At 61.9% G+C, this 25,983-nt stretch carries 18 protein-coding genes and 1 tRNA gene; 9 read left to right on the forward strand and 10 right to left on the reverse strand.

Annotation, left to right across the window (positions count from 1 at the left end; genetic code table 11):
- Window positions 1–84: 84 nt before the first annotated feature.
- Window positions 85–960, reverse strand: a complete 876-nt coding sequence (locus CHU95_RS15445) for a dienelactone hydrolase family protein (protein WP_094457179.1) — start codon at window positions 958–960, stop codon at window positions 85–87.
- 48 nt (window positions 961–1,008) lie between these two features.
- Between CHU95_RS15445 and CHU95_RS15450 the strand changes: the two genes are divergently transcribed.
- Complete coding sequence (locus tag CHU95_RS15450; RefSeq protein WP_245838298.1) at window positions 1,009–1,428, forward strand: hypothetical protein; 420 nt, start codon at window positions 1,009–1,011, stop codon at window positions 1,426–1,428.
- Window positions 1,429–1,440: 12 nt separating this feature from the next.
- On the opposite strand, the gene CHU95_RS15455 is transcribed toward CHU95_RS15450, so the two are convergent.
- The 3 genes from CHU95_RS15455 to CHU95_RS15465 form a co-directional block, all read right to left on the reverse strand.
- Window positions 1,441–1,809 carry a VOC family protein gene (locus CHU95_RS15455; protein WP_094457181.1) on the reverse strand — a complete coding sequence of 123 codons (369 nt, stop codon included), beginning with the start codon at window positions 1,807–1,809 and terminating at the stop codon, window positions 1,441–1,443.
- A gap of 335 nt (window positions 1,810–2,144) precedes the next feature.
- Window positions 2,145–4,385, reverse strand: a complete 2,241-nt coding sequence (locus CHU95_RS15460; RefSeq protein WP_245838300.1) for a xanthine dehydrogenase family protein molybdopterin-binding subunit — start codon at window positions 4,383–4,385, stop codon at window positions 2,145–2,147.
- A gap of 3 nt (window positions 4,386–4,388) precedes the next feature.
- Window positions 4,389–4,847, reverse strand: a complete 459-nt coding sequence (locus tag CHU95_RS15465; protein WP_094457182.1) for a (2Fe-2S)-binding protein — start codon at window positions 4,845–4,847, stop codon at window positions 4,389–4,391.
- Between the two features lie 283 nt (window positions 4,848–5,130).
- On the opposite strand from CHU95_RS15465, the gene CHU95_RS15470 reads away from it, so the two are divergent.
- Window positions 5,131–6,663 carry a YifB family Mg chelatase-like AAA ATPase gene (locus CHU95_RS15470; protein WP_094457296.1) on the forward strand — a complete coding sequence of 511 codons (1,533 nt, stop codon included), beginning with the start codon at window positions 5,131–5,133 and terminating at the stop codon, window positions 6,661–6,663.
- Window positions 6,664–7,554: 891 nt separating this feature from the next.
- The gene (locus CHU95_RS15475) at window positions 7,555–8,112 is read left to right on the forward strand and encodes an ATP-dependent Clp protease proteolytic subunit (protein ID WP_165772204.1); all 558 of its coding nucleotides are present in this window, start codon (window positions 7,555–7,557) and stop codon (window positions 8,110–8,112) included.
- 175 nt (window positions 8,113–8,287) lie between these two features.
- Here CHU95_RS15475 and CHU95_RS15480 read toward each other — a convergent pair whose 3' ends face one another.
- The 4 genes from CHU95_RS15480 to trmFO form a co-directional block, all read right to left on the reverse strand.
- Window positions 8,288–9,025 carry a hypothetical protein gene (locus CHU95_RS15480; RefSeq protein ID WP_094457184.1) on the reverse strand — a complete coding sequence of 246 codons (738 nt, stop codon included), beginning with the start codon at window positions 9,023–9,025 and terminating at the stop codon, window positions 8,288–8,290.
- 290 nt (window positions 9,026–9,315) lie between these two features.
- Window positions 9,316–9,612, reverse strand: a complete 297-nt coding sequence (locus CHU95_RS15485) for a helix-turn-helix domain-containing protein (protein ID WP_094457185.1) — start codon at window positions 9,610–9,612, stop codon at window positions 9,316–9,318.
- Window positions 9,609–9,815: a type II toxin-antitoxin system RelE/ParE family toxin gene (locus tag CHU95_RS15490; RefSeq protein ID WP_245838301.1), complete on the reverse strand. Its 207-nt coding sequence runs from the start codon at window positions 9,813–9,815 to the stop codon at window positions 9,609–9,611. Before CHU95_RS15490 ends, CHU95_RS15485 begins: the two co-directional genes overlap by 4 nt.
- A 362-nt stretch (window positions 9,816–10,177) precedes the next feature.
- Window positions 10,178–11,536: a methylenetetrahydrofolate--tRNA-(uracil(54)-C(5))-methyltransferase (FADH(2)-oxidizing) TrmFO gene (trmFO, locus tag CHU95_RS15495; protein WP_094457187.1), complete on the reverse strand. Its 1,359-nt coding sequence runs from the start codon at window positions 11,534–11,536 to the stop codon at window positions 10,178–10,180.
- A gap of 181 nt (window positions 11,537–11,717) precedes the next feature.
- Between trmFO and CHU95_RS15500 the strand changes: the two genes are divergently transcribed.
- The 6 genes from CHU95_RS15500 to CHU95_RS15525 all read left to right on the forward strand — a co-directional run bounded on the left by CHU95_RS15500 (window position 11,718) and on the right by CHU95_RS15525 (window position 23,738).
- Entirely contained in the window at window positions 11,718–13,094 is a 1,377-nt protein-coding gene (locus CHU95_RS15500; RefSeq protein WP_094457297.1) for an MATE family efflux transporter, read from the forward strand.
- A 107-nt stretch (window positions 13,095–13,201) separates the two neighbouring features.
- On the forward strand, window positions 13,202–15,931 hold the full coding sequence (gene gyrA, locus CHU95_RS15505; protein ID WP_094457188.1) for a DNA gyrase subunit A: 2,730 nt from the start codon (window positions 13,202–13,204) through the stop codon (window positions 15,929–15,931).
- Between the two features lie 130 nt (window positions 15,932–16,061).
- Entirely contained in the window at window positions 16,062–16,583 is a 522-nt protein-coding gene (gene coaD / locus CHU95_RS15510) for a pantetheine-phosphate adenylyltransferase (RefSeq protein WP_094457189.1), read from the forward strand.
- Between the two features lie 91 nt (window positions 16,584–16,674).
- A tRNA-Lys gene (locus CHU95_RS15515) sits at window positions 16,675–16,750 on the forward strand.
- Window positions 16,751–17,238: 488 nt separating this feature from the next.
- A complete protein-coding gene (locus CHU95_RS15520) occupies window positions 17,239–19,593 on the forward strand; it encodes a methyl-accepting chemotaxis protein (RefSeq protein WP_094457190.1) in 2,355 nt (784 codons plus the stop codon).
- Window positions 19,594–19,934: 341 nt separating this feature from the next.
- Window positions 19,935–23,738 carry a response regulator gene (locus tag CHU95_RS15525; RefSeq protein ID WP_094457191.1) on the forward strand — a complete coding sequence of 1,268 codons (3,804 nt, stop codon included), beginning with the start codon at window positions 19,935–19,937 and terminating at the stop codon, window positions 23,736–23,738.
- A gap of 5 nt (window positions 23,739–23,743) precedes the next feature.
- On the opposite strand, the gene CHU95_RS15530 is transcribed toward CHU95_RS15525, so the two are convergent.
- Window positions 23,744–24,913, reverse strand: a complete 1,170-nt coding sequence (locus CHU95_RS15530) for a sialidase family protein (protein ID WP_094457192.1) — start codon at window positions 24,911–24,913, stop codon at window positions 23,744–23,746.
- Entirely contained in the window at window positions 24,913–25,959 is a 1,047-nt protein-coding gene (locus CHU95_RS15535) for a hypothetical protein (protein ID WP_094457193.1), read from the reverse strand. Before CHU95_RS15535 ends, CHU95_RS15530 begins: the two co-directional genes overlap by 1 nt.
- Window positions 25,960–25,983: the final 24 nt, after the last annotated feature.

Raw genomic sequence — 25,983 nt, forward strand, 5'->3', positions numbered from 1 at the left:
TGGATCGGCGGGGCGGGACTATGCTGTCCCGCCCCTTGTGCCGCAAGCGTCAGAAAGACCGGTGTGGCATGATCCTGCCGGGGTTCATGCCACACCGTTCGCCCGAAACCACTCCAAGCAGCGTTTCCACCCATCCTTTGCGTCATCTGGCCGGTAGCTCGGGCGGTAATCGGCGTGGAAAGCGTGCGGAGCATCAGGATAGACATGAAAGGTGCTGCGGGAATTCACCGCCACCAGCGCCTTCTGCATCCGCTCCACATCCGCCATCGGGATGCCGCCATCCTTTCCGCCATAAAGGCCCAGCACCGGGGCCACCATCTTCTGCACCAGGTTGACCGGCACCATCGGCTGCAGTGCCGTGGGTGTACTGGTCACGCGACCATACCAAGCGACACCAGCCTTCAGTTTTGGGTTATGCGCGGCATAAAGCCATGTGGTCCGACCACCCCAGCAGAAGCCGGTAATACCCAGTCGGGTAACATCACCGCCATCCGTGGCGGCCCATGCCGCCGTGGCATCCAGGTCGGACATGACCTGCGCGTCCGGTACTTTGCTTACCAGTTCGCGAATCAGGGCACCAGTATCGGTGAACGACGCGGCATTGCCCTGCCGAGCGAACAGTTCGGTTGCAACGGCCAGATAGCCCTCTTTTGCGAAGCGGCGGCAGACATCCTTAATATGTTCATGCACGCCAAAGATTTCCTGCACCACCATCACGATGGGGAACGGACCGGCGCCCGCGGGCTTGGCGCGGTAAGCGGGAAGGTTGCCGCCCTCCACCGGGATTGACACCTCACCTGCGACCAGACCGTCGGTCGGCGTCGTGATCGTCTGAGCGGAAACGGGCAGGGTGGACAGGGCAAAACCGCCCGCCAATGTCGTCATAGCGAACATCCGTCGCGACAGCGTGGGGTTAATCGGCGATAACAGGCACTTGGCTTCGGCGTCAACATGGTTCATGGGTTTCCCTCCCGTATTCATCCCGGCACAGGCGGCCAAGATAGGGCGATGTCGACCATCTGCAACCTATCGATCAGCCATTTGCTTGATTTGATTAACGCTTGCTGTGGCAACGGGTTGCGCGCATCTTCTGATGGTTGGCAATCCGGAACCACATTTATGGGCAAGGATCCGAAAGACGAGTTATTGCGCCAGATTCGGGCGATCCGGCGCCGAATTGATCCCGATGTCTTGGCCCGCGCCCAGAAGGCGGCGGAAGCGGTGGAAGCTGCTCGGACGCTGCCACCGGATCATGTGCCCTATGATAAAGAAGCCGCACGTGACGTGGTCGCCTCCTTCCTGCGCTCCCGAAACGATGGCGGGCGTTTCGCCACGGCACTCATGGAAAACTTGAAAAAACCAGAGGCAGCGACAAAGGCCTATGCGGAGAGCCGTACAGGTCCGCGCCCAGGTGGCAAACGGGTGTGATGGGCTTTGCGGTTACCCGGCGGGCGCCGGCGGTTGCCAGAGCTCAATCTTCAGTCCCCAAGGATCAATAAGCCAGCCGAACCGGCCGTTTGGATCGCTATCGTCCCGACCCAGCGGCTCCACCCCCGCTGCTTTCACCCGGTCTAGCATACCGTCCAAATCGTCCACGATCAGGTTCAGCATCACAGGCAATGGTGACGGATCAAAATAGTGGCTTGTGTGCTTGAAACCGCTGATCAACGTGAAACCACGGTCGGGGTGGGGAAAGATGGCCCCATACTCACCCCAGTCAATGCCAAGTACCTGTTTGTACCAGGCGCCCATGGCGGCTGGGTCTTCTGACTTGATGAACAATCCCCCCAAACCCAGTATTGCTGCCATTTTGCCCTCCAGGCATAGATGTGCAGACAGATCGTTTCACGATTCTCGGATGTCGCCAACCGGTAACTGGCGTGGAGGTGGCATGGACGTCCCGATGATGCTCATCGTCTTGGTGACGTAACAGAGGGTGGTCGGGTGCCGTCAAGCCCAGGCCCCTTGATTGCCGACCACTCCCCACCATGTTTTTCTTCATCGGGATGTGTTGGGGCTAAAACCAAAAGGGGCTTGATGTCTATGGATGCCGCCGTTTTGCGGTGCGACGGGATCTGGTCGGATAGTGCATAAGGCACGGCCAGGACGGGGGGCCGGTTGTCCGGCCCCCCCCCACACATTGCTTACACAATCCCGGCCTTGCTGAATGGCAGATCGTGCAGTTTCTGACCCGTGGCCCGAAAGACCGCGTTTGCCACCGCCGGCGCCGCCGTCGGCACACCGGGTTCGCCCACACCCGTCGGGCGGGCGGACGACCTTACGATATGCACTTCGACCTCGGGCATGTCCGACAAACGCATCGGTTCGTACCCATCGAAGTTGTTCTGATCGACAAGACCGTCCGTCAAGGTGATCTGGTCACGCAGCGCATGACCAATGCCAAAGCCGGTCCCCCCTTCAATCTGTGCCTTGATGACATCGGGGTTCACGGCCTGCCCGCAATCCACGGCAACAATCACACGATCAACCTTGATCTTACCGTCCTTAGCGACCGTCACCTCTGCAACATGCGCAACAAAACTCTGGAAACTTTCGTGCACGGCGACACCGCGAGCGCGCTTGGACCCGTCTGGAGCGGGCGCAAGCGGCTTTGACCATTCAGCCTTCTCGGCTGCCAGTTTCAGCACACCGGAGAGGCGAGGATGCTTGTCACCCAGCAAGGCCAGACGGAAGGCCACCCCGTCTTTGCCCGCCGCCACCGCCAACTCTTCGATGAAGGCCTCTTTGGCATAGGCTGTATGCGTATGGCCCACCGAGCGCCACCAGAGCGTGGTTACCGGCGATGCCATCTGATGGTAGTCGACGGCCATGTTCGGCACGGAATAGGCCATGTCCGCCGCCCCTTCCACCGCCGTAGCATCGACGCCATTCTTAACCACAGCCGGCTCAAACGGAGTGCCGGCCATGAAGGACTGCGTCACGATGGACTGTTCCCAGGCAATCAGGTTGCCGGACTTATCCAATCCGCCCTTGACGCGATGCACGACAAGCGGACGATAACACCCGCCTTGGATATCATCCTCGCGCGTCCAGACGAGGTGCACAGGCACCTTCATCCCCTTTGCCGCCAGTGCCTTCGCAATCAAGGCCGTCTCAGCGATATAGTCCGCATTGGTGGTGGCGCGGCGTCCGAAGCTGCCGCCGGCCCACAGGGTGTTGATCTTCACCTTGTCGGGCGTTGTCCCAAGGATACCGGCAACGACCGGTTGCTCAATACCCTGGAATTGTGACCCCGCCCAGATCTCCGCACCGCCATCATCCTTGATCTCCAAGGTGGCATTCAGCGGTTCCATTGGGGCGTGGGCGAGATAGGGGAAACTGTATTCCGCCTCGATTACCTTGGTAGCGCTTTTGAAAGCGGTGGCCGTGTCACCCTTGCGGGCTGCGGAGGTGCCGGGTTTTTTGGCCTGGGCCCGGTATGCGGCCAGCATCTGGTCGGTGCCGCGCTTTTCAGCGTTGGTATCATCCCACTGGATGGACAGGGCCTCGCGCCCCTTGATAGCGGCCCAGGTGTTCTTGGCCACCACGGCAACACCAACCGGCAGGGTCAGCACATCAATCACGCCCGGGATGGCACGGGCCGCCTGATCATCCACTGACTTTACAGTGCCACCGAAACGTGGGCTGCGGGCAAGTACGGCAGTAACCTGATTAGGACGCCGAACATCCATGGCGAAGATGGCGGTGCCATTAGTCTTCGACACATGGTCCAGGCGGTGCAATGTCTCATTGCCGATCAGGCTGTACTGGTCGGGATTTTTGAGCGTTACCTTCGTGGGAATCGGCTGTTTTGAGGCCGCCTCGGCCAATTGGCCGAAGGTTGCCGATTTTCCGGATGGCTTGTGGCTGACCACGCCCCTGGACACACTGATCTGGTCGGCGGGAACCTTCCATTCGGCGGCAGCCGCATTGACCAGCATCAGCCGCGCAGCAGCGCCGGCCATGCGCAGTTCGTCCCAACTGTTGGCGACCGCGGTGGAACCGCCGGTACCCTGGATACCGAAGAAATGGTTGCCGTAAAGTTTGCTGTCGGCCGGCGCGTGCTCACCGCGCATCTGCGACCAGTCGGCATCCAACTCTTCCGCCACAATGGTGGTCAGGCCCGTCATGATGCCCTGACCCTTGTCCAGGTGCTTCACCAAGACGGTAACGCTATTGTCCTTCGCCACCCGGACAAAGACATTCGGGCGCGGGTCGGCAGGACCAATGATGGCAGGGCCGGCCGCTTCGGCAGCGAAAGATCCCAACGGGACCGTGGCGCTGATGATCAGGGCGCCGCCCGTACCCTTCAGAAAGGTACGGCGACTGGGTGCGGGTTCGGCCACATTGGACGCGGCCTGGCGCAACAATTGACGCAGCATCATCGCTCAGGTCCTCACCAGCTTGGCGGCCTGCTTCACAGCCGCCTTGATCCGCACATAGGTGGCGCAGCGGCAGACATTACCGTCCATCGCCGCTTCGATATCAGCATCGGTGGGGTTGGGATTTTCCGCAATCAAGGCCGTGGCCGCCATAACCTGACCTGACTGGCAATAGCCGCATTGCACGACATCCAGATCCGCCCAGGCCTTCTGTACGGCGGCGGCAGCCTTGCCGGACAGGCCCTCGATCGTTGTGATCTTGGCGCCCACCGCAGCGGATGCCGGTAACTGGCACGACCGCGTTGGCTGGCCGTCAACATGGACCGTGCAGGCCCCGCATTGAGCGATACCACAGCCGAACTTTGTGCCTGTCAGGTTCAGTTCGTCGCGCAGAACCCATAACAGAGGCATGTCCTCCGGCACGTCCACGGCGCGGACCTTGCCGTTGATATCGAGGTTAATCATCGCTGACCCCAATCAAGAATGAAAATCTGGCAGGCTCTCGCCAAGCCTTCGGTCAGTCACAACCATGCCCCGGCAGCGTGTCGACAGTCTTCCAGATTTCGATCATTTCACCCTGTGTGGTCAAATGGACGCTCCATGACCGCCCTATTCGTTATGTCTTTTCAGACATATCGTTAATCATTTGGCGGCGGCGATGTTGGCGGCAGGGTGTCTGACAGCCCTTTCCGCCTGCAAGTCTAATCCTCTATACTCACCAGAAGATGAAGTCGGGGTGGGGGCAGGGGTGGCGGCGCGCGTTTGCACGGTGGCCTTTCAAGGCATAGATGTACTCGACATCGACGTCCAGGTGCAGATGACGGGCGGGCCGATTGCCTTTACCGTCGTCGGCCTTCCCGACAAGGCGGTGGGCGAAAGCCGGGAACGGGTCCGTGGCGCCCTGCACGCCCTGGGTATTGCGCTGCCAGCGCAGCGGCTGATGGTCAATCTGGCGCCGGCCGATGTGCTGAAAGAGGGTTCGCATTTCGACCTTCCGATTGCGCTGGCCCTGCTGGTGATGATGGGCATCCTGCCCGACGATACCTTGGCCGGGTATCAGTCCCTGGGTGAGCTGGGGCTGGACGGGTCCATCTCTCCGGTGGCCGGTGTGCTGCCGGCCGCCATCAACGCCCTGGCCGGTGGCAAGGGCCTGATCTGCCCGGCGGCCAGCGGGGGAGAGGCGGCCTGGGCCGGTGAGGGTCTGGATATCCTGGCCCCGCCCTCGCTTCTGGCGCTGATCAACCATTTTAAGGGCACGCAGGTCCTGTCGCGGCCGGAACCAAAGCTACAAGCCGACATACCGAGCAGTATCAAGGATTTACGGGACGTCAAGGGGCAGGAGACGGCCAAACGGGTGCTGGAGATTGCCGCCAGCGGCGGTCACAACATGCTGATGCTGGGACCGCCCGGCTCGGGCAAATCCATGCTGGCCGCCCGACTGCCGGGCCTGCTGCCCGCGCTGGACCCGGCGGAGGCGCTGGAGGTGTCCATGGTCCATTCCATTGCCGGCGGGCTGGAAGAGGGGCGGCTGATCCGCACAAGGCCCTTCCGGGAGGTCCACCATTCCGCCACCCTGGCGGCCATGGTGGGCGGTGGCAGCCGTGCCCGGCCCGGAGAGATCAGCCTGGCCCATAATGGCGTGCTGTTCCTGGACGAATTGCCCGAATTTGCCCGCGGCACGCTGGAGGCGCTGCGCCAGCCCATGGAAACCGGTCGCGCCACCGTCAGTCGCGCCAACCATCATGTCACCTATCCGGCACGGTTCCAGCTTGTGGCCGCCATGAATCCCTGCCGCTGCGGTCATCTGGACGATGCCGCCCTGGCCTGTGGCCGCGCCCCGAAATGCGCCCTGGATTACCAGTCGAAGATCAGTGGCCCGCTGTTCGACCGGATCGACCTGCATATCGACGTCCCCGCCGTCAGCGCCGCCGACCTGTCCCTGCCGCCGCCACGGGAGGGCACGGCGGAGGTGGCGGCCCGTGTCGCCCAGGCGCGGGAGATACAGCGCGCCCGCTATCATACCATGCTGCCCCCCGGCCACCCGCCGATCCGCAGCAATGCCGAGGCCGATGGCGAGGTGCTGGAAAAGGTCGCCGGCCCCGATCCGCAGGGCCGTCACCTGCTGACCGACGCGGCGGAACGGCTGAAACTGTCGGCCCGTGGTTATCACCGCGTCCTGCGCGTGGCCCGCACCCTGGCCGACATGGACGGCGCCGATGGTGTGCGCCGCATCCATGTGGCCGAGGCCCTGTCCTACCGCCGGGTGGCACCGGGACGGTAAGGGGGCGGATGTTAACCCTGTGAAACATCCTGGAACGCGGTGCGCGGCCCTGTTCCACCGGGCGGGGGCCGGGATGGGCGGCGGATGTTAACCCTGTGAAACATCGTGGAACCGCAAAACAGGGTGTGTTTCAGAGTGCCAGTGCGGCAAAAGCAGCGCCGGTCAACCCTGTGCAACATTGTGCACCATAAAAGCGGGCTGTGTTTCAGGGGCCATGGCTGCAACCTCCGGACAGACCGACCCGATGGCCGACCCGTGTTGCACCGGTACCGATCCGACCCAGACGGACGAAGAGTGTTGATGACGGAGTATAGCACGCGGTGGCCGGAAAGTCAGCGGTTGGTGCGGTGGTGCCGGCCGGGGCAGTCGGTGGGGCCGGCGTTATTCTGCAGTCCGGTCCTCAAGCGTTAGGCCGGTGAGATGGCATGCTGGGGGCAATGTAGCGGGTGGGGCAGGTTTGTATCGCCGCTTTGCGCGCCACTTCAGTCTTTCCACCGTCCTGATGGCCGACCCATCAGCGGACATTCCGCCGAACGTCTTTGTCCGGAAAGTGGTCCGACAAACAATTTGTCCGGATTGCCATCGGGCGCGCCAGTTTCCGGACAGCCGTCGTGTTGACCGCCAAAGGACGGTTTGGCGGACAGGGTTTGATGTGAATGGATGGCCAGGACGGGTCCGGGAGCGGGCGAGCGGCTTTTCGTGTTCCCTTCTGGATTCCGGACATTCCGCCCTTGTCCGACCGTCAGGGGGGCCACAGGCGGTGAAGATAGTGCCGACCACTCTCAGTGATGTCTGTTGAAAAAAGGCTATCTGCTTGGGTGACTAAATCATCTGCCTTGTACAGCTTCTGGCCACGGATGTACCCTATGGGGGTTAATGGTGGGGGTGGAAATGCCTGACTTGGCAGGAGAGAAGATAGCCTCTTACGGATTCACAGGGCCAATTGATCCAAATGGAGCCACGCGAATAGCCGCGGCCATGAATCACGCAGCGAACAATCAATTTGATGAAGTTCATTTTGCCGTAAGTTCCAACGGCGGATATGTAGCCGACGGCATTTTTCTGTATAATCTTATCCGTGCGCTACCTATTAAAGTGAGGGTGCATAATATCGGAAGTTGCAGTTCAATAGCTGTTGTCGTTTTCCTGGCAGCGGAGCATCGATATTGCTCGGCACATTCCATGTTTATGATCCACCCGACTTCACTGTTTCCGTCTCAGGAAGGAATGTCGGCGGAGCGATTGCAATCATCGCTGAATGCGGCCTTGGCGGATGACGGTCGCACTGAAAACATCCTGCGCGAGCGTACCAACCTCCCAGACAACGTCCTCCAAGCGCGCAGGTTCAAGGACGTGTTCATCACGCCGCAAGAGGCGGTTCAGGTCGGGCTCGCTCATGGGATAGCTGAATTTGCGGTCCCACATGGGCGCCAAATCATCCAGATTTAGCTTACGTTGGTGGTCCATCTTTGCCGCCCAGTTCACTTCGAAGTTCTGCTTATACCCCCACCAAAGGAACCCTGCCAGTTATTTGCAGGTCCGCTTTCAGGTGCCATTGAACGGAGCCGGGTTTGCCGGAGGTGACCGGCCCTTAAATCTACACCGCTCACCTGCTGCGGCGCTGCTACTTGTACTTCTCCTCGATCTTCGACTGAATTCCGCCTGACAGTTTTTTGAGTGTCACAACGACGTGCCGGAAATAAGCGCGGTCTACTACCAGTTCCTCGCCATCCTCGCCGCGGCGCTTATCACCGGCCTTCTCAATATAGAGTTTGTTGATCCGGCCACTGTTGTGGATGATGATGTCTCGAGAGGCCTTTATCTCAATAAACGCCTTCACCACATCGGTATCCATCTCGATGGATAGCACCTTAGCGGCCTTATCAAGATATTCCGCTGGCTTACCAAACATCAGCCCCTCGCACTTCATGACGACAAAACGCCGAATCACGTCTTCGCGCTCTTCATAAGCCAGAAATAAGTCGAGAGGTATGCCGCCCTTATCAGAAAGAACCGACAGTTTCAAAGGTTGTGCTGTCGCCACAATGACGAGACTGTCCTGGATAAAAGCTTCGGTGCGCGATACCAATGACACGATGTTAGTTTCGAAAATGCCCCGCTCGTGTTGGGCGTGGAAAATCAGGCCGATATCTTCATCGCGACGTCTGCTAACCACAGTGCCGTCGCGCTTTGGCACTTGGTATGGCTTTTTTGCTTTGCTCTTAGAATTTCGCAGTATTTCAGCCCGTTTTTTAAGATCGGGCCGCAGGAGCTCGGTGAATATCCACGCATCATTAATCAACCGGTAAAGCCGGATGTGAAGGGTATAGATTGCCTTCGATACTTCGCTATTTCTTGCCATTCTCTCCCTCCCATCGCACCGGCCATATTATAGGTGCATTCCCCACAAGAATAAATGATGAAGGTATGCCTACATGATTATGGTGTAGTTTCTTTGAAAACTATCAAAGATTTTCTTTCGAACTTTGGGAGTGCGACTAACATCGCCCGCGTGTCCGTCAAACGGAGGTTTGACGGACACCCAGAATTCGGCCGCTTTCTCGTTGCCCTGACAGAAACCCGCCCGTCCGCCTCCGGCCCCCTTTGAGCCACTCAGAACGACTGCAATGCTGCCGCTGCCTTCATCCGGCCTCACACGCTCGCCGATGAAGGGCCGACCTCAAAACTGATACGCAGGCGGGTGCCTGTGGCTTTGGCGAAGCGCGCCAGGGTTCGGGCGGATGGGATTGTCCGGCCGCTTTCGAGGCGGGCGATGGCGCTTTGGGAGGTTTGCATGCGCGCGGCCAGTTCCTCCTGCGTCAGACCTGCCTTGATGCGGGCCTCGATGATGGCCTGGGCCAAGGTGAATTCTTCCTCAAGCGCGTCGTATGCCTCGCGGTAGGCGGGGTCCTGCATCCAATCCGCGTGGAGTTCCTTGATCCTGGTCATGTGATCTCCTTCGCCCGCTCACGGGCCAAGTCCCGCTCATGGCGCGGGGTTTTCTGTGTTTTTTTGACAAACACCCGGACGATGACAACCCGCTTGCCGGTCGCCGTGAGGTAGATCGCCCGCGAAAGGCCGCCCTGGCCCTTCACGCGCAATTCCCACAGCTTGCCCTCAAGTGCGTTACACCACATCCCAGTGATCGTCACCGATCACCGGGCTTCAATCGCCAGCGCCGCCATCAGGCGGCTCGGCTACGCGCCACGTGGCGCGCGGCGGCAGTCGCCGCCGAACCGGTTCCCGATGCGTCAAATTCATCGGGAACCGCTATTACCGTGTCATGCGGCAGGTTCTGTAGGCCGACGGCTTCAATAAGATGGAGGATGCGGACCAGCCGTGCCCGTAAATCCACAGGCAGGCAAAAATCTCCGCATCGACGATTTCATTCAGGGTTTCAACCGTCCCCGTGGGCTGAATATATCAAAATTGATATATTTTGTCCGGCGCGAACCCCATGGCGGCAGTCGCCGCCGCAGCCAATTGCGATAAAATCCACGCAACGCGATTGGGTTTAAGCGGCCCCCAGCCACCCGGCCAAATCCGCCAGCGCTCGGGTGGTGTAGGCCTTTTTCCGGTCCTTGCCGTGCAGGTCCTTGCCGTTGGGCTGGCGGTCGGTGATGGGGGGGAAGAGGCCGAAATTGACGTTCATGGGCTGGAACGTCTCCGCCTCGGCCCCGCCGGTGATGTGGGACAGCAGGGCGCCCAGCGCCGTGGTGCGCGGCGGCAGGGAGGGGGACTGGCCCAGCCGGTCGCTGGCGGCGAAGCGGCCGGCCAGCAGGCCGACAGCGGCACTTTCCACATAACCTTCGCAGCCGGTGATCTGCCCGGCGAAGCGCAGGCGGGGCAGGGCCTTCAGGCGCAGGGTGGCGTCCAGCAGGCGCGGGGAGTTGATGAAGGTGTTGCGGTGCAGACCGCCCAGCCGCGCGAACTCGGCATTTTCCAGGCCGGGGATCATGCGGAAGACCCGGACCTGTTCGGCATATTTCAGCTTGGTCTGAAAGCCGACCAGATTATAGAGCGTGCCCAGGGCATTATCCTGACGCAACTGCACCACGGCATAGGGGCGCTTGCCCTCATGCGGGTTGGTCAGGCCCACGGGCTTCATCGGGCCATAACGCAAGGTGTCGACGCCGCGTTCGGCCATCACCTCAATCGGCAGGCAGCCTTCAAAATAGGGGGTGTTTTTCTCCCACTCCTTGAAGTCGCCCTTTTCGCCATCAATCAGCGCCTGGATGAAGGCCTGATACTGCTCCTTGTCCATGGCGCAGTTGATATAGTCCTTGCCCGTACCGCCGGGCCCCACCTTGTCATAGCGCGACTGAAACCAAGCCTTGGACAGGTCGATGCTGTCGGTATGGACGATGGGGGCGATGGCGTCGAAGAAGCTCAACTGCTCCTCGCCCGTAAACGCCCGGATCGCCTCGGCCAGCTTCATGCTGGTCAGGGGGCCGGTGGCGATGATGGTATTGTCCCAGTCTTCGGGCGGGATACCGGCAACCTCGCCCCGCTCCACCGTCACCAGCGGATGGCTGGTCAGGGTGGCGGTCACATGTTCGGCGAAATGATCGCGGTCCACGGCCAGGGCGCCGCCGGCGGGCACCTTGTGCGTGTCGGCTGCTGTCAGGATCAGCGAGCCGCAACGGCGCATCTCCTCATGCAGCAGGCCGACGGCGTTATATTCGGCGTCGTCAGAGCGGAAGGAGTTGGAACAGACCAGCTCCGCAAAGAAATCCGTCTGGTGCGCGTCCGTTTTCTGAACGGGGCGCATCTCATGCAGGATGACGGGGATGCCGGCCTGGGCGATCTGCCATGCAGCTTCGCTGCCGGCCATGCCGGCGCCGATGACGTGGATGGGGGTGTGCTGTGTCATGGGCGGTGATGTCGCGCGACACGGCGCGGACGTCAAGTGCCGATACATCCATCTTTGTCCGAACCGTGTCCAAAGCGGGCGGGCGCGGGCGGCATTGTGCCCCTGACAGGACGTCACTAGACATTTCCGATATCGGATGTATTGTGCCGGGCGTTTCACGATTGCCGGACAATGGTTCACGATGCTTGCCGCCACCCCTCCGGGCGAAACCCTTTTCCACCGCGTGCAGCGCCATGTCGGCGAACTGTTTCGGCTGGCCATTCCCGTGATCATCGCGCGGGCGGGCATCATGGTCATGGCGCTGACCGACACGTTGATGGTCGGGCGGTTCGGGGCCCAGGAACTGGCCTATTACGGGCTGGGCAACATGCCGGTCGGCGTGATGCTGGGCGTCATGGTCGGGCTGATGCTGGGCGTGGTGGTCATGACGGCCCAGGCCGTGGGGCGGGGCGAGGAGGCATCGACCGGTATGATCTGGCGCCGGGCCATCCCTTATTCGTTGCTGGTCGGAGGGGGCATGGCGGGCCTGTGCCTGCTGGGTGAGGAGTTCCTGCTGATCACCGGCCAGGCCCCCGACCTGGCCGCCGGTGGGGCCGGCGTGATGGCGGTGATCGCCATTGGCATGCCAGCCGCCGGCCTGCATCTGGCCACCAGCCTTTATCTGGAAGGGATGAAACGACCGATTCCCGGCATGGTGGCCATGCTGATCGGCAATGTCCTGAATGTCGGGCTGAACTGGGTCCTGGTCTGGGGCCATTTCGGCTTTCCCGCCATGGGGGCGGAGGGGGCGGCCTGGGCCACCACCATCCTGCGCTGGCTGGGGGCTATCGGCCTGATCGCCTATGTCTGGTGGCTGCCGGCGCGCCATGCCTGGGGCATTCGCGGCGGGTTCAAGGGCTGGTGGCGAGACAGCGGTCCACAGCGGCAGGTGGGTTATGCCGCAGGCCTGTCCAACGGGCTGGAAGGATCAGCCTTTGCGGCGCTGGCGCTGTTTGCGGGCTGGCTGGGTGCCATGTCGGTCGGGGCCTACACGATCGGGTTGAACCTGATCGCCCTGCCTTTTATGTGCGCGCTGGGGCTGGCGACGGCCACATCGGTGCGGGTGGGCAATGCCTATGGTGCGGGGGACCGGGTGGAAACCAAGGTTGCCGGCTGGACCGGGCTGGGCGTGACCAGCGTCATCCTGGCGCTGGTCGGGGTGATCTTCCTGCTGTTTCCCGCCTGGGTTGCAGCGCAGTTCACGGCGGACCCGGCCCTGATCGCGCTGACCGCGCCCTTGCTGGCGCTGTCGGCCTGGCTGCTGGTGGCCGATGGCGGGCAGGTGGTGATGGCGCAAGCCCTGCGCGGACGCAGCGACACCTGGGTACCCACCGCCATGCATTTTGTCAGCTATTACGCCATCATGATGCCCCTGGGCTGGTATCTGGCCTTCCCCATGGGCCAGGGGGTGCTGGGCTTGTTCATGGGCATTCTGATTGCCAGTTTTGTGGCGGTGACCTTCCTGATGGGCCGGTTCTGGTGGCTGTCACGGCGGGATGATCGGGCGGCCGGTGTCTGATTTCCCCTTTCGTTGTTCGCACCCGCGAATGGTGCTACAAGGGGTGCCCGATGGCCGGTCCTGCCGGCCGTCTGGCTTTGTAGACCCGTAATGACGAGTTCCGCTCGGTGACCTCCACGCCCGCTCTGCCATCCGATATCACGCCCATCACCATCGAAGATGAGATGCGGCGATCCTATCTCGATTACGCGATGAGCGTGATCGTGAGCCGAGCCCTGCCGGATGTGCGCGACGGCCTGAAGCCTGTGCATCGGCGTATCCTGTTCGCCATGAAGGAAGGCGGGTACGACAGTACCAAGCCTTATAAGAAGTCGGCGCGTATCGTCGGTGACGTGATGGGTAAATACCATCCGCATGGCGACAGTGCGATTTATGACGCCATGGTGCGTATGGCGCAGGATTTCTCCATGCGCCTGCCCCTGATTGATGGTCAGGGCAATTACGGCTCCATGGATGGCGACGCGGCGGCGGCCATGCGCTACACCGAGGCCCGACTGGCCAAGGTCGCCGAATTCATGCTGGACGATATCGACAAGGAAACGGTCGATTTCCAGCCCAATTATGACGAGTCGGAAGAAGAACCCACGGTCCTTCCGGCCAAGTTCCCCAACCTGCTGGTCAATGGGGCCGGCGGTATCGCGGTGGGCATGGCCACCAACATCCCGCCCCATAATCTGGGCGAGGTGATTGATGCCTGCCTGGCCTATATCGACAATCCCGACATCTCCATTGATGAACTGATTGAGATCGTTCCCGGCCCGGATTTTCCCACGGGCGCCCTGATCCTGGGGCGGTCGGGTATCCGGTCGGCCTTCCATACCGGTCGTGGCAGCGTGATCATGCGCGCCAAGACGGAGGTGGAGGAGATCCGCAAGGATCGTTGGGCCATTGTTGCCACCGAGATCCCGTTCCAGGTCAATAAGGGCAAGCTGCTGGAACGTATCGCCGAATGCGTGAATGAAAAGCTGGTCGAGGGCATCAGCGATGTCCGCGACGAGTCTGACCGCGACGGCGTGCGTGTGGTCGTGGAACTGAAGCGCGACGCCGTGCCCGACGTGGTGCTGGCGCAGCTTTTCCGGCACACCGCGCTGCAGACCAGTTTCGGCGTGAATACCCTGGCGCTGAATGGCGGCCGGCCGGAACTGATGGATCTGAAGGCCATCATTGCCGCCTTTGTCCGCTTCCGCGAACAGGTGGTGACGCGGCGGACGGAATTTGAGCTGGGTAAGGCGCGTGAGCGTGCGCACATCTTGGTCGGTCTGGCCGTTGCGGTCGCCAACCTGGATGAAATGATCGCGCTCATCCGCAATGCGCCCGATCCGCAGTCGGCGCGTGAGCAGATGATGGCGCGCGACTGGCCCGCCGCTGACGTGGCCCCGCTGATTGCGCTGATTGACGAGCCGGGCCGTGGCCTGTCGGAGGCGGGTACCTACCGTGTGTCGGAAGCCCAGGCCCGTGCCATTCTGGATCTGCGTCTGCACCGGCTGACCGGGCTGGAGCGCGACAAGATCGGTGAGGAACTGACCGGGGTTACCGATCAGATCAAGACTTTCCTGGCGATTTTGGCCGAGCGTACCCTGCTGCTGGATGTGATCCGCAACGAGCTGGGCGAGATGAAAGCCCGCTTTGCCACGCCGCGCCGCACAACCATTGAAGAGTCTGAATTCGAGTCTGACATTGAGGACCTGATCCAGCGCGAGGACATGGTCGTCATCGTCACCCAGGGCGGCTATATCAAGCGGGTACCGCTGTCCACCTATCGCGCCCAGGCCCGTGGCGGCAAAGGCCGGTCGGGTATGCAGTTGAAGGCAGAGGATCAGGTTTCTGACCTGTTCGTGTCCAACACGCATACGCCGATGCTGTTCTTCACCAGCCGTGGCATTGTTCATAAGCTGAAGGTCTGGCGCCTGCCGCAGGGCACGCCGCAGACGCGCGGCAAGGCCCTGGTCAATCTGCTGCCGCTGGAGGAGGGGGAAACCATCTCCACCGTCATGCCGATGCCGGAGGATGAGGCCACGTGGGGCGATCTGGAGATCGTGTTCGCCACGTCCAAGGGCGGCATCCGCCGCAACAAGCTGTCGGACTTCCAGAATATCCGCGCCAATGGCCTGATCGCCATGAAGCTGGAGGAGGAGGGGGAGACCCTGATTTCCGTCCGCACCTGTACCGATCAGGATGATGTGCTGCTGGCCACCCATCTGGGGCGCTGCATCCGCTTCCCCGTGACGGAAGTGCGCGTGTTCAGCGGCCGTACCTCCACCGGTGTGCGCGGTATCAAGCTGGCCAGTGGCGACGCGGTGATCGGCATGTCGATCCTGCACCATACCGATTACAGCATGGAAGAACGCGCCGCCTATCTGAAGCAGGCGCGCGAACTGCGCCGGGCCGAGGGCGAGGATACAGATGACGCGGTGGATGTCGATGCCGAGCCGGTGGGCGAGGCGCAGCTTTCGCCTGAGCAGTTTGCCGAGATGCAGGCGCGGGAGGAAATGATCCTCACCGTGTCTGAGCAGGGCTTCGGCAAACGCACCTCGGCCTATGAATATCGCCTGACAGGCCGTGGCGGCCAGGGCATCTGGAACATGGATATGGGGGATCGCAACAAGGCCATTGCGGCCGTGTTCCCCATCCATGAGACCGACCAGCTCATGATGGTCAGCGATGGCGGCCAGGTCATCCGCATGCCTGTCCATGATATCCGCCTGACGGGCCGCAAGAGCAAAGGCGTCACCCTGTTCCGCCTGTCGGGTGAGGAAAAGGTGGTGTCGGTGGCCCGTCTGGAAGATGACGGTTCCGATGCCAGCGCCGATGGCGCAGAGGCCGCCGCAACCGAGTGAATTGAGAATCATCCGCGCGGGTTCCGGGGAGAGAGCCCCCAGGAACCCGACCGGTTGACCGGAAAAGTGCGCGGGCCATGACCCGGGCCGACGGTCAAAAGAGAGACTAGAGGGGAAGGGGTAGAGGACCATGGCGGCACCGCGTATCGGCGTCTATCCGGGCACATTCGACCCGGTGACCAACGGTCATTTCGACATTATCCAGCGCGCCTGCCGCATGGTCGACCATCTGATTGTGGGTGTGGCCAGCAATGCCGGCAAAGGTCCGCTCTACACCACCGATGAACGGGTTGCCCTGGTCGCCGGGGAATTGGCGACCCTTAATCAGCAGGGGTTCAGCGTTGAGGTGCGGCCCTTTGACCAACTGTTGATGAAATTCGCCATGGATTGTGGGGCCTCGGTGATTATCCGTGGCCTGCGGGCCGTGTCGGATTTCGAATATGAATTCCAGATGGCTGGCATGAATGCCCGCCTGAACCCTGCCATCGACACGGTCTTCCTGATGGCATCGGACAAACACCAGTTCATCTCGTCGCGCTTCGTGAAGGAGATTGGGCGCTTGGGTGGCGATATCAGCCAGTTTGTCAGCCCACGTGTCGCGGCCAGTCTTCAGTCTCGTTTCGATGCCGAAAGGGCAACCAAGGGGGCTTGAAGCCCTGCAATTATTCAAAGGTGCGATGCCGCATCGTGCATGTTGACGGATGCAGTCTGCTTGCCTATGGTGCGCGCCACTTCGCCGGTATGATTCCGTAGCTCAGTCGGTAGAGCACGTGACTTTTAATCATGGGGTCGTGGGTTCGAATCCCACCGGAATCACCATCCTCGAAGCAGGGCATTGAGAACAAAGTGTTTTCTGCCCCTTTTACCCCCGCCGCGGCGCGTCGCCGCTTTTGCTGGGGGTTTCCTTTCCCGCCGCTGTTCGATGATCTTTTCGGTGAGGCGCCCCCAAGGTTGCGTTGATGCATGCTTTGGCGATGCGCGTGGCGTCTGCGGTGCAGCGACGGTTACCGACAGGCCATCTGGTCATGTTGCATCCCATCCCCTGTTCGGCCAGGACCGCGCACACTGACGGGTGCTGCCTGTAAGACCCGCTGGAGGGGGGTGAAATTCATCCATTCCAGGAGTGCATTCCAGGGGTGCATTCCACAGAGATGATTGTGTCGTGGTCGTCGCCGGCCCTGCAACAAGGGTCCGACGCCATCAGACCATGGGTGGTAAGGTATTATATCCAAAGGAATAGATTGTTAGTCGGTTGTTACCCAGCTTAATGATGAATTCATAATATAAAACTTGGCGAGGTTGGAGTGATGAGCATCCGTCGCTTATCTTTCCTGATTGGGACAGTGACCTTTCTTCTGGTGGCTGCTCTTTCGGTCGGGCTGCTGTGGAAATCTGCGCAGAGCATGCGTGCGATTGATCAGATCAGTGATGTCGGCAAAGTGATGGCGCGTCTGTCCAGTACGGTCATCGAACTGTCGCTGGAACGATCGCTGGTACAGGTCACCTTGTCGCTGGACACGCCCATCGCGGCGCAATACCGCACCATGATTGATGAGCAGCGCCGTAAGGTCGCGACGGGATTCGCAGAAATCCGCGCCCTGACGGAGGCGGACAAACGCTATGCCGTCTTCAAAGGAAAGGTGGATGCCAGCCTGAAAGAGTTGGATGCGCTGCGGCGGGAGGCTGACCGGCTTCTCAGCCTGCCGCGCACCGAGCGCGATCCCAACTTTGTCTCCCGGTGGTCGTCTGAAGTGCCGCGCATCATTGGTGATCTGGAACTGCTCAGCCAGGTTTTGCGTGATCCAAACGTGACCGTGCCGATGGAGGTGCTGCAACTGGAGCAAATTCAGCATCTGGCCTGGGCCATCCGCGAATATGGCGGACGGGAGCGCACAATGATGGCCATTGCCATTGCCCGCCAAGAACCGGTCAGCGAGGCTGGTCTTGTCCGTATGCAGGCCTTTCACGATACTGCCCTGCGCCGTCGGGCCGGTATCGCCAACCTGCGTGACCGGGTGCCGGCGGACCTGCAGGCCGACATTGATCGGCTGGAGCGCGAATATTTTGGCACCTATGGCGAGATCCGGCAGCGGGTGAAGGCTGCCGCCCCGACGGGCCAGTATGACATCGCGTTTGAGGCATTCTTCGCGCAGAGCACCCAGGCTCTTGCGGTCGCTGAAGCCTTGTCCGCCAGTGCCATTGGCAAAAAGACTGCGCTTCTGGCGGACCTGCGGGCGGAGGCCATCGCCATGTTCAGTCTGTTTTCCTTTATTCTGGTGGCGGCCTCTGTGCTGTCATTATGGATGGGACGCTATCTGTCACGGTCGGTTGCCGGCCGTATCGAATCTGTGGCGGATACGGTGACCCGTCTGGCCGATGGACAGTATGATATCACCCTGACGGATGTTGGACAGCGCACCGATGAAGTGTCGCGGACAGTCCGGGCAACGGCTGTGCTGCGCCGCAACCTGATGCATGCCCGTGACCTGGAAGCGCGGGCCCAGCAAGATCGGGAACTGGCCGAGCAACATCGCACCGCCTCCCTGAAGGATATGGCCGACACGGTGGAGACGGAGACCAGCAAGGTTGTCTCTGTGTCCAGCGTCCGCATCGACGACATGAGCAGCCGAGCCGAAGAGATGGCCGATTCCGCCCGCAAGGTCGGGCAGGAGGCGGCCGGGGTTTCGGCTGCGATGGCGCAGGTTCTGGGCAATGCCGAGACGGTTGGTGCGGCTACGGACGAAATGGAGTCCAATGTTCGCGATATTGGCAGGCGTGCCCAGGCTTCCGCCGAGGTCGCCCGGCAAGCGGATGCTGCGGGGACCGAGGCTGCTGCGGAAATCGGCCGACTGGCCGAGGCGGTGGCGCGCATCCGATCCATCACAGAAATTATCGCCGGTATCGCGGGACAGACCAACCTTCTGGCATTGAACGCCACCATCGAGGCCGCGCGGGCGGGCGAAGCTGGCAAGGGATTTGCCGTCGTTGCCAGCGAGGTCAAGAACCTTGCAAACCAGACGGCGCAATCCACCAACGAAATTGACGGCATCGTGCGGGAGATCGATACGCTGATGCGTAATGCTGTCACCACAGTTGGCGGCATGTCCCGCAGCATTGCGGAGGCAAGGGTGGCGGCAACCGATATCGGTACCGCGGTGGAACAGCAGCTTGCCGCCACACAAGAGATCTCCCGTTCTGTGCTGGAGGTGATTGACGCGGTCCGTGATGTCTCAACCCGGATGGGGCAGGTGTCGCAAGAAGCGGAGCAGACCACCGTCGTGGCCGGTATGGTCAGTGACGCCGCCGCCCGTGTACGTGAACATCTCACGGGGCTGCAAAGCGTGCTGGTACAAGCCATCCGGACGGCCACACCGGAAGTGGATCGTCGGGTAGCACCCCGCCATCGGATCGAAGCGGACTGTGAGCTGCAGCTGAGCGGCGGCCAGATTACGTCAGCCCGACTGATTGATATCTCTGCCAACGGCGCGCGTATCATTGCTACCGGCCCCTTGGATACGGATGGCATTGTCCAGTTTCGGCTCGGCAGACTGACAGCGCGGGTTTCCGGGGCGGTCCCCGCCACCGATGGGGTCAGCCTGCGTTTCCATGCGCCGGTTGATCTCACCCTGTTGCCCGAGGCGACTGCCCGGTCGGCTGCTTAAGCCGCCGTCGATCCGGTTCGCCGACGGTGTCAACACCGGCGTTCTGACACCACCGGGTTGGCGCGGCTGCGGCGCCCGGTGGTGGGTTTGCTGACCCCCGCCAGAGGGGTGAGGGAGGGCCCGGACCTTGCTCCGGGCCTTTCCTTGTTTCGGGGTGACTGCTGGCTTCTTGAAAGCATCGCAGACCTAACCAAATGAGATAAGCCGGTGATTGCACGGCCCCCTTGTCCCCGACATACTATGCTGTGTGGAGCACCATCCAGTGATGAGGATGGCGGGCCGGTTGCGGCGTCGGCAAGATTGATCTCTTGGTTCTCCCCTCTTCTGGACGGAACGACCCTGTGCTGAGCCCCTGGTATCGCATTCAGGACGATGAGACGATCAGGGCGGCACAGTCGGCGGCCTTTGTTCGTCAGTTACCCATGATCATCCTGGGCAATCTGCTGGGTGCCTGGATTGGTGCGGTGGTCCTTTGGCATGATTTTTCGCTGCTGGCCCTGATCCCCTTGCTGCTGGGTGTCCCGCTGCTGATGTTGCCGGCCATCCGGGGGTTGCTGAAAGCCCGCGGGCGGCGCCCGCCACGCAGTGCGTCGCGCCGGCGTATCCGTCAAATCATCATGAGTTCCAGTGTCATGGGCGTCTATTGGGCGGGCATGATGCTGTTTTACCTGTCGCAGGCGCCGTTAGAGGCAAAGGCGTTGCTGCTGGGCGGCTGCGCCTTTCTGGCGGTTGGCGCCAATGCGGCCCTGTCGGTGGTGCCACAGGCCTGCCTCGCCTATGCCGGCCCGATGATGGGAGCCGCGATTTTCTTGGCGGCCAGTGACCGCGACGACCCGATCTGGTTGGGTACAACATTGCTCATGCTGCTGATGACCATGGGACAGATTTTGTTCCTGCGCGGCAATTGGGAGGGATTCCGAACCCTGCGCTGGGGGGAAGAACGTATGGCGGCAGCGCAGCGGGTAGCCAATCTGGCCTGGCTCGTCGAGGATATCGACAATGCCAGTTGCGAGGTTTCGGGTAATCTATCACCGCTGCTCGGGCTGTCGCCGTCGGAAATGATGCAGCCGGATGCGCTGCCCTCTTTGATTGCCCGCCGAATGGAGGCGGGGGCGGCCGAAGCGCCCTTGCCAGCCGAGGATGGGGTGGTCAACCGCCTGAGCCGCCTGCGCCTGCCGGATGGCACGGTGCGCTGGATCCGTGAAGAAAGCGCGCCCGTCACCGGTGATGGGGGGCGCGTTGTGCAATGGATCAGAACATTCCAGGATGTCAGCCTGTTGGAGGAGACCCGGGCTACCGCCAGGTCGCGCGAAACCATGCTGGCCACGGTGCTGGACACGGTGGATCAGGGAATTGTCGCCTTTGATTCCAACCTGCGCATCCTGGCTTTCAATACCCGGTTTATCGCCATGCATGGCTTGCCGCCCGGCCTTTGCCGGCAGGGTGCGGATATGCGGGAACTGATCCGCTGGAAGGCGCTGCGGGAGGAATATGGCCCGGTGCCGCCTGGTGGCATTGATGCCTTGATCGAAGCACGGCTTGAAGGCACCCGACGGACAGAACCACACCGTTTTGAAGTGGTGCGCCCGGATGGAACCGTTCTGGATGCCCATGGCAATCCGATGCCCGGTGGTGGTTTTGTGACCTCCTACGCCGATGTCACGGAGGCCCGCCGGCGTGAGGCGGAGTTGCAGCGACTGGCCGAAGCGCTGGGTGAGGCGAAGCAAGCCGCCGAAGCTGCCAGCCGGGCCAAGTCCGAATTCCTGGCCAATATGAGCCACGAAATCCGCACACCGATGAATGCTGTCATCGGGATGAGTTATCTGGCGCTGCGTACCGACCTGCCACCAAAGGCACGGGAATATCTGACCAAGATCGAAGAAGCTGGCAAATCGCTGCTGGGCATCATCAACAGCGTGCTGGATCTGTCAAAGATCGAGGCCGGTCGCGTCACCATTGAATGTGTCGATTTCCTGCTGGATGAATTGCTGGACAGCGTTGCCTCGCTGCATGGGGATGAGGCACGACGCAAAGGTCTGCAATTTATCCAACGTCGGCCGATCAGCGTGCCGCGTGTGCTGCTGGGCGACCCGTTGCGCCTGACCCAGGTGATCAGCAACCTTATCGCCAATGCGGTCAAGTTCACCCATGAAGGCGGTGTCACGATCTCCGCCAGCTTTGAGGCGGTAGAGGCCGAGACATTGCGGCTGTCGGTCCAGGTGGAGGATACCGGCATCGGCATGAACCAGGAACAGATGGAGCGTCTGTTCGTCAGCTTCTCGCAGGCCGACAGTTCTACCACCCGCCGGTATGGTGGCACCGGTCTGGGGCTGGCCATTTGCCGGCAGTTGGTGGAGATGATGGGCGGCAGCATCGCCGTCAACAGCACCATCGGTCAGGGCAGCCGGTTCTATTTCAGCCTGCCGCTGCGCTGGCGCCCGGCCGCGTCGGCGGACCTGCTGCACAATGATGTGGACCTGTCAGGCAAGCGCGCGCTGCTGGTCGATGACAGCGCGTTGGCCATTGATGTGCTGACCAGCATGTTGAACCAGTATGGCATTCAGGTGGAGGGGGTGCAGAATGTTGACACGGCCCTGGCCCGCCTGCGCGATGCCGACCGCCCTGTCTATGATCTGGTGATCACTGATTGGCGTATGCCGGACGCCGATGGCTTGGATCTTTGCCGTGCCATTATGGCAGCGGCAGCCCCACCGCCGCCGATGTTGATGGTCACAGCCTATGATGTCGATGAGTTGGCAGCCGCAACGGCGGGAACCCCCGTTCGGCAGATCCTGGCCAAACCGGTGACACCGACGGCGTTGCGCGATGCGTTGCGCCAGACCTTTGCCCAGGTTCGGGGACGATCCCTGCTGGCTGCTACCCCGGAAGAACGGCTGGCTCCCGTGGCCGGGGCGGATATCCTGCTGGTGGAAGACAACCCGTTGAACCAACAGGTGGCCTTTGACCTGCTGAGCCGCTGGGGCATGAAGGTCACACTGGCAGAGGATGGGCGGCAGGCGGCCGATCGGGTCAAGGCCGAGCGTTTTGATCTGGTGCTGATGGATATTCAGATGCCGGTGATGGACGGCTATCAGGCGACGCGTGTTATCAGGGCAGAGGCCGAGGCCATGCCAGACCGGCCCCGCGTGCCGATCCTGGCCATGACGGCGCATGCCCTGCAAAGCGACCGGCAAAAATGCCGAGACGCCGGCATGGATGGCCATGTCACCAAGCCTGTCGTGGTCGAAGAACTGGTGGAGGCGCTGCTGACCTGGCTACCCCGGCGCGATGGGGCACTCATCCTGGCGCCGGTGAACCTGCCAGCACCGACCGCGTCCACGATCTCGGCGCTGCGGGATTTGTCGCCATTGCTCGACATTGATGATGCGTTGCGACGAGCGGGTGGCAGCGCTGACCTGCTGGTACAGTTGCTGGACGGGTTTGTCCGTCAGCAAGGTGGCGATTTTGCGCATCTGCGCACGGCCATCCAATCGCGGGAGGCGGCCCGCGTGCTGCCCATCCTGCATGCGCTGGCTGGCACGGCTGCCAGTATCGGCGCCGAGGATCTGGGCCGGTCGGCCCGGTCGGTCGAAGACATGATCCGGGGTGGTGTCGAGGGATGGGAAGCCGCGGCCGAGCCGGTTCTGGACCAGCTATCCGTGATCCTGGCCCGCTTGGCACACCGTATCCAGCCCCCGGCCAGCGCCCCCGAACCGCTTTCCCCCAGCAAGCAGGAAGCGGCAGGACCGCATCTCCTTGTCGTTGATGACAGCGAGTTGAACCTGACCCTGGTGGGCAGCCTGTTGAAGCGGGCTGGATACCGGATCAGCACCGCCATATCGGGACAGCAGGCGATTGACGCCGTCGCGGCAACCGATTTTGAGGCTGTCCTGATGGATGTGCAGATGCCCGATATGGATGGGATCGCCACAACACGCCATATCCGCGCCTTGGCCGGTCCGCAGCGGGATGTCCGCATCATTGCCATGACCGCAGAGAACAAGGACCGCGCATGGCCGGTATTGGCCGCTGCCGGCATGGATGGCTTCATCGCCAAACCCTTCACCGCCACATCCCTGATTGATCAGGTTAAGGCCGAATTGTCAGCGCCGCTGTACCGGGATGACGAAGGCTCGCAGACCTGAACAGGTCAGGGGGCAGGGGTGGTCAGCGCCGCCAAGGGCACCCGCGTGACCTGCACGTCTTCTTTGTTGGTTGTATAGGCAACATAGAGATGGTCATTCCAAATCAGGCTTTTCGGGTAGTGGAAACCCGGACGTTTGAAACGGCCGGCGAAACGAAGCGGCTGCAGGTCGCCGGCCCCGCGCAGCAGGAAAGCGCGGTCAAAATGGCGCCCGTCGGTGGACAGGGTCACAGCCAGGGGGATACGCATCCTGTCATGGCTGACGGCCGTGGCCAGAAAGGCGGTACCGTCGGGGAGGTTACCGGCGCTCTGCTTGGCACGGGCATCGGGCATGTCGGTCAGGACAGGGCGTGACCAGCTTTCGCCCCGGTCACAGCTTTGCGAAGCCAGGGTACGGAAACTTTCGGCCTGATCGCGGAACACCATGACGGCGCATGTTGCCTGCAAGAAGAGGCTGGGTTCCAATTCACGGCTGACCCGTCCCGTGTAGGGCAGGTTTTCAAACCGGCCCCGGACCCAGCCCGTGACAGCCACTGGATCATCAGTGAAGTAGGGCGCGACAATCATGCCGGGCCGCTCATGAAAGGCGGTGACGATCCGACCGTCGGGTAGACGATGCGGGTCCTGTTCGATGATGCCTTCAACGGGTTTCCCATCCCTGCCCATTACCCGGCGGGGGGACGACCAGGTTTCACCATCCATGCTGATCCGATATTCGGTATAGCCGCCGTCGCCTGACTGAAAACCGGTGGGCCAGACATTGGTGAAGGCGACCAGCCGTTCACCATCAGTCCACCAGCCGCCGTTGGAGCGCATTTCACCCGGCCGTTCAGGACGGGGGGACAGCGGAGCCGGCGGGGACCAGGTTCGTCCGCCATCGAGACTGCGGCTATGCGCGATCCAGGTGTCCAGCGTATCCTCATCGCGCTGCGACGCCTGCCACTGCGCATATAGCACCCCTTTGAAAGCGATCAGGACAACGCCGTTATGGAACGTGTCGCTGCCGGCCACGGGGGCATGGATGGTGAAGGTCTCTGTCCCCGATGCCGCATGCAGGCCCAGATCACCGGGTCGGCTGGCATTGAACAGGTTAGGGGCAACCGTAAAGGGCGGTTGCTCGGCCCTTGATACCGGTGTCAGCAGGGCAAGGGCGACGAGAAGGATACAGAGACGCATCAGACAGCATCCGGTTGGCCGCCATCGCCCACACGGCGGCGGAGATTGCCCACGGTCTGGGGCGAAACACCGACGCGGCGGGCGATTTCGCGGTCGGGAAGGGTGGCCAGATCAGGATCGGCCAGCATGCGCATCACCTCTTCCCGCCGTTCCGACGCTGTCCGGAAGTGGGTCGGCTGGGCAGCGTCAGCATCGCGGCCATCCGGCCCGCGCATGGCCCGTTCCATCCCGGCCAGGTGTCGCAGATCAGCCAGGATTGCTGCTTCCACCCAACTGCCGCGACCGCTATGCGCCCGCCAATATTCGGCCCTGGCCAGGGCATCCTGTATCGTTGTGGCCCGCAGACTGTGTTCGACCAGACGGCGGATGACAATGGCCCGCGCATAGGCCGGCAGGTCCAGATGCAAGGTCGGGTCGGTTTCATCGGCAACAAGCTGACCCTCCAGACCCCGCATGGCCGCGATCTCTGCCCCGCGCCGCTCCCAATAGTCCAGTTCGGCCATGGCGCCCGCCACACTGATTGGCAGTGAATAAGCGGTTTCCACGGCGCGCCTGATCTCTGGCGGCATGTGACGCGGCAGGCTGGCGCTGGTCCAGCCCGACAGGCTGTGCGTCCAGCGTTCATTCGGTGCGTCCTGGGCCACTGACCAGCGGGCCACGGCGGCCCGCAGCAGTTTTTCCCGCGAACACGGCGCCATCACCGCATCCCGGCCGCCATGGCGGTCGAGAACGGCTTGGGCATCCACAGAACCGCGTGCCCGCCGCCCCCGGAAACCCGGTCGGGGCGGGGGTGGCGTGGTCGAACGCGCCGGGGGTGACGGCGCGGGATGGGCCGGCGGCGGGGGCGGGGGGGCGGGCGGCGGCGGTGGTGCTGGTGCCGCCACCTCCATCAGCATGGCGGCGAGGTCGGCGAAACGCTTGCCATCACGGGCCAACAGGCGCCGGGCGCTTTCAATGGCTGCTGCGGCCTCGCCCTCGTTCGAGCTATCGACCAGGGCCAGCACCTTGCCCAGCTTCACCAGATCCAGCATATGTTCTTCGTCCATATTGGACGCTCAGCATAGCAGCCC

Source organism: Niveispirillum lacus (genome assembly GCF_002251795.1).
GTDB lineage: Bacteria > Pseudomonadota > Alphaproteobacteria > Azospirillales > Azospirillaceae > Niveispirillum > Niveispirillum lacus.